General features: G+C 34.9%; 7 protein-coding genes. All 7 read right to left on the bottom strand.

Annotation, left to right across the window (positions count from 1 at the left end):
* The coding region (locus JSS34_08475; GenBank protein ID MBS0186333.1) for a hypothetical protein at positions 1-479 on the bottom strand (479 nt) is incomplete at its 3' end.
* Between the two features lie 241 nt (positions 480-720).
* The gene (locus tag JSS34_08470; protein MBS0186332.1) at positions 721-1,179 is read right to left on the bottom strand and encodes a hypothetical protein; all 459 of its coding nucleotides are present in this window, start codon (positions 1,177-1,179) and stop codon (positions 721-723) included.
* Between the two features lie 328 nt (positions 1,180-1,507).
* On the bottom strand, positions 1,508-1,723 hold the full coding sequence (locus tag JSS34_08465; GenBank protein MBS0186331.1) for a hypothetical protein: 216 nt from the start codon (positions 1,721-1,723) through the stop codon (positions 1,508-1,510).
* A gap of 142 nt (positions 1,724-1,865) precedes the next feature.
* Positions 1,866-2,006 carry a hypothetical protein gene (locus tag JSS34_08460; GenBank protein MBS0186330.1) on the bottom strand — a complete coding sequence of 47 codons (141 nt, stop codon included), beginning with the start codon at positions 2,004-2,006 and terminating at the stop codon, positions 1,866-1,868.
* 135 nt (positions 2,007-2,141) lie between these two features.
* On the bottom strand, positions 2,142-2,726 hold the full coding sequence (locus JSS34_08455) for an SMI1/KNR4 family protein (protein MBS0186329.1): 585 nt from the start codon (positions 2,724-2,726) through the stop codon (positions 2,142-2,144).
* A gap of 151 nt (positions 2,727-2,877) precedes the next feature.
* Entirely contained in the window at positions 2,878-3,084 is a 207-nt protein-coding gene (locus tag JSS34_08450; GenBank protein ID MBS0186328.1) for a hypothetical protein, read from the bottom strand.
* Positions 3,081-4,580 (bottom strand): HNH endonuclease, encoded by a 1,500-nt coding sequence (locus tag JSS34_08445; GenBank protein MBS0186327.1) that lies wholly within the window; start codon positions 4,578-4,580, stop codon positions 3,081-3,083. The genes JSS34_08450 and JSS34_08445 overlap by 4 nt, the downstream gene beginning before the upstream one ends.
* Between the last annotated feature and the right edge of the window lie 9 nt (positions 4,581-4,589).

Below are 4,589 nucleotides of genomic sequence, written 5' to 3'. Positions count from 1 at the left end.
CTCTCATCCGCTTTATACGCATTTATGATTTCTTGAAAGTTTCCGTCATCTTGATGGAATGCAAATTTAAGACGATCTGGCGCCGATCCTTCTTTAATGTCTGTACATTTTAAAATAGAGATTCCTTTATTGCTTGCGAGAATAAAGGTCAGGTTTTCAGGGAGGAGCTTCTGCATAAATTCAAGAGCTTTAGAAGTTGTTTCCATTGCCACCCGAATCCCAGGGCGATTTGACACTAACTCCGGCGTTCCGAGTGTTGTGATTTCCGTATAATTATCTTCGCCTTGTTGGATGTTTAAAACAGACATCTTAATGTCAAAGACAACCATATCTTCTTGCTTTTTGGTTTCAATCGGAGCTGAACTAGGCTCTTCTTGCATAAATAGTCTTCCAACATAAAGACAAACAACAGCAAAAATTCCAATGCCAAGAAGTTTCAAAATAGAACCGCGCACTGTATATTTTCTTTCATCTTCCATTATGAATACCTTTACTGTTTTTAAGAAATATTTATGTTTTAGAAAAATTGGGGAGAAACACTTGGAGAGTATTTTTTTATTTCTCTTTGTTTACTCTAAACAATATTTTAAAAAAAACCAAACGCTTTTTTTTAAATGTTTTAAGGACTTAAAAGAAAAAGGATCTGTTTTAAGATAAAAACACTCCATAATCCTTCTTTCTGTTCTTTTATTTGTTTCTTTCCCCTTAAAGTTCTTTTAATTAAAGAGTAGAATTTTTAAATTTCATATTTTTAAGCGTGTTTTCAAATCGTTTTACAGGATTCTTATAATCATAATCTATCACAACATCCTCTACGGGAAATTCAACAGTCTCTAGAGAAGGCTTCTCCTTTTTTTTCAGAAACCCTGGTATAAAAAATAATGGGATTAAACACGCAACGACAAGAAATCCTGCATAAGACAAAATCGGTGTTTTAAACCGTGCCGGGTTTACATCTTGCACAAGAGCTTCGAGAGAATCGTTTGACACGGTGGATTCACACTGAGAACACGTGAGAAAAAATATCTTTTCTATCGGAAAAAAAGGAATCCACCAAATATGCCCATAGCGTTGAAAAGCATGTATAATGAATTCTTTATGACCACAAACAGAACATACACCTTCGATACATTCTTGTTGTTCCAGCTTCATAGAAGAAGATCCCCAAATTAAAAACATAAATTTTCTCCAATTTGAATATTAATTTAAAAAAATTTAGAATCGTTGAATCAGAAGTAAGACATTATTGAAATACGAGAGCCTAAAAAGATAAGATACCTACTCTCTTTTTCAGCTTGAACCGACATCAACAAAAATAAATATCTTCTTAAAAAGGATCAATCTTCATGGGCTAAAAGATTTTTCTTTTTTTATATGCGTTTATTTGATCAAATTTTTTAGCGCTTTCCCAAATAATCTCTTCCTTTTTAAAGCGTTTCTCAGATTTTTTCTTTTAAGTTTATAAAGCGCAAATATTTAAGAAATCCCCAAGCAGAATTAAAATCTCTCATTTCGGCTCTTTCAAATAGGGGTTTTTACTTAAAGCGAGGGCTTGTAATAAGGCATGACCAAGATGCTCTGGGTCTAAATCAGAGATAATTTTTTTATCTTCGATCCAAGTATATCCTGAAGATCGTAGGAAATGACAAGGCGTAAATGTAATTTCATTCTTTTTATATTCATAGGTGTTTAGCCCAAGGGTGTGATGGTTACTCTCTGGCAAAAGAGGGTAAGCATTCCACCATTCATGGGGCCTACCGAACTGTTGTGGTATAATATGATGAATTTCTGCTTTTACAGTTTTTATAAGATTAGAGGCTTTGAAAGCTCGCGTGCTTTTTTGAGAATTTCTTCTCCAGACATTTTTATTTTAGAAAAAAAATTAAGTCATAAATTTCATCAAGTCCTTTTAATTCATGATTCATCCAATAAGCAAGTTGAGACTCATCTCCTTCTCCTCTTTGTAAGAGCTTGATAATTTTAACAATTTGTTCATCTGTATACATTAAAAACTCCCAAAATGCGCTTTCGTTCCTAAAATCTCCCTATGGAATCTAGGTGTTGTAATTACGATGTTAGATAAATCATAAGTTGACCCACTTTTGTAAATAAGAGTTATATGATGAATTAGAAATCTGAATTCATCCTTCTATACCATAGTGTTCTGCAAGAACATCATTATAATAAGAAGGAGACTTATAATATAATTTCCATATAAAATTAGAAAACTCTTCTTCTACCAAAACTCCAAACTCACTATATACAGCATTCGGATTAGAACTTTGAGGCTTCATCATTAAAAAACTGGAAGAATCTCCTATTTCAAAAAAAGGAAGATCTCCAGGAGTTGTATACTCTAAAGTTTCTCGAGAAAAAAAATAGTCTCCGTTATAATCAAGAGCATCTTTTTTTTCCTCTATGGTATGGTGTTCGATAATTCCTTTGTAAAAATGAGCAGCAACGATAGGAGGAAATATTTCATTTGCTCCATAAAAATGGTAATCTTCGGAAGGATTGTGAGGAGTTGTTAAGTTTCCATAACCTATTTCTTCATAAAATTGCCTTAATTGACTCGGAAATGGACAACCCATGTATTTTTCTGCTTTTTCTATCTCCTGTTTTGATAGCTTAACAAAGCTGTTTGTGTTCCATAAAGTAATTGTGCTTCCTATATCTATATTAGGATCATCTATATACTTTTCTAAAAAATAATAAGGATTTTTCATTTAGTATCCTTTAATAACTTACTTAACACAGAGGTTTTTAAATGAACTCCGCTTTGATGGTTCACCCTTAAAAGAGGATGAGCATTCCACCATTCATGTGGCCCACCAAACTGTTGAGGTATAATATGATGGATTTCTGCTTTTACAGTTTTTATAAGATTAAAGGCTTTGAAAGTTCGCGTGCTTTTTTGAGAATTTCTTCAGGGGTCATTTTTATTTTAGAAAAAAAAATTAAGTCATAAATTTCATCAAGTCCTTTTAATTCATTTTTTGACCATTTTTCTATTTGAAATTCATCTCCTTTACCAGACATTAGCATATTAATAACATCTATTATTTCTTGATCTGAGTAAGTCATAGATTTTCACCAAAATGGATGCTCTTTTGAAGAATTTCCTTATGATACTTAGGAGTTGAAATTAGGATATTTGCCATGTCATAAACTGCTCCTCCTTGAGAAATTGGTGTCTTGTGGTGAAGATGATAAGTTTTTTGCTTTCCAAGATGTTGCGACTTAATTGAAAATGGAGATAAACCATCTTTCATTCGTAAAATATTAAGGTCACCAAATTCTTGTGCATACTGACTTTTTGCCATATTTTTCCAAAATTCTCTTCTAAATTCATCAAAAGATTTAAAAGTTTTACCTTCCATCATTTTAGCAACTTCTAAAGGAATATGTCCAGCATTCATCTGAGACCCTCTCATCAATTTCTCAGGATTTATGAGGGGCTTCGTAATATGAGCTATTCCTTCTACGTTTCTTCCCCCCGAATAAGGAAGGGTTAGTGAGAATTTTGGAACCTCCAACCCCAAAGCATCAATCGCTCTTTGCCTTTCAGCCCCTTGAATAAATTGCGTTCCTGTTTCTTGAATGACGCTCTCAAATTGAGAAAACGCCTCTCTTGTTTTTCCAGGAATTTCCAGACTCGAAGCGGCTCCGCCTGATTTAGCACTTATATAACGTGACATCCTTGTGAGGTTTCTTTCAGCGTTCCTGAGACCTTTTGAAGCAGAAGACAAAAACTTCATGACTTGTCTTGATCCTTCCGCTGCTCCTCTGCCCATAGGAGAAACCAATGTCCCTACCGTCACAAATGATTCTGCGGCTTGAAGCACATTTGCTGGAAACATAATTCGAGCGGCCCATTTCACATCTTCTCGATTTTGATAAAGATTCCAGTAATTTTCTTTTTCTTCCGGGCTCATTTGATCCAGAAAAGCTTGCCCTTCTTGAATTCTTTGTTCAATTTCTGCAATCACAGGAGCTAAATGTGCTGCTCTTTTTTCAAGCACTTTTTCATTTGATTGTAGAAAAAAATGAGCAAGCGAGGTATCTACTTCTTCATCCGAAGCTTGCATTAAGCTCCATGCTGTTCCAACTCTTGCCCATCCTCTTTGTTTTTCATGAGCGAGTTCTGCTTGCTCTCTTTTATCTTGAGCTTCTAAATGACGATCTTCAGCTGCTTTTGCAGTTGCCATTTCTTCATACTCTTTTGGCTCTTCCACAGCCTGGAAATATCTCTCCATTTCTTCTTCGGATAAGCCCTGAGAAAATGTTCTATTTCCTTGGAAGTACTTTTCAATCTCTCTTCCAAATGCAGAGTGTGGACGCGGACGTATTGGAAAATCATCTTTAGAAAATAGCAATATTCCTTGTGAAGAAGATGCATCTCCTTCTAATCTCTGTGTTTTTATCCTTTTATTTCTATCCTCAATAAACCGATCTAAAGTTGCTGTTTCTCTGGAAAAATGGCTTTGCCACTGCGCTTTGTATGAAGCTAAAAGATCAGCAACGGCGCCTCCTTGTGCTGCTGCAGCTCCCACACCACCTTGTCTCTCGGTTCTTGTCATGAGTCCTTT

The organism is Pseudomonadota bacterium (genome assembly GCA_018242545.1).
Classification (GTDB): Bacteria; Pseudomonadota; Alphaproteobacteria; order 16-39-46; family 16-39-46; genus 16-39-46.
This window is presented reverse-complemented; position numbering and strand designations above follow the sequence as displayed.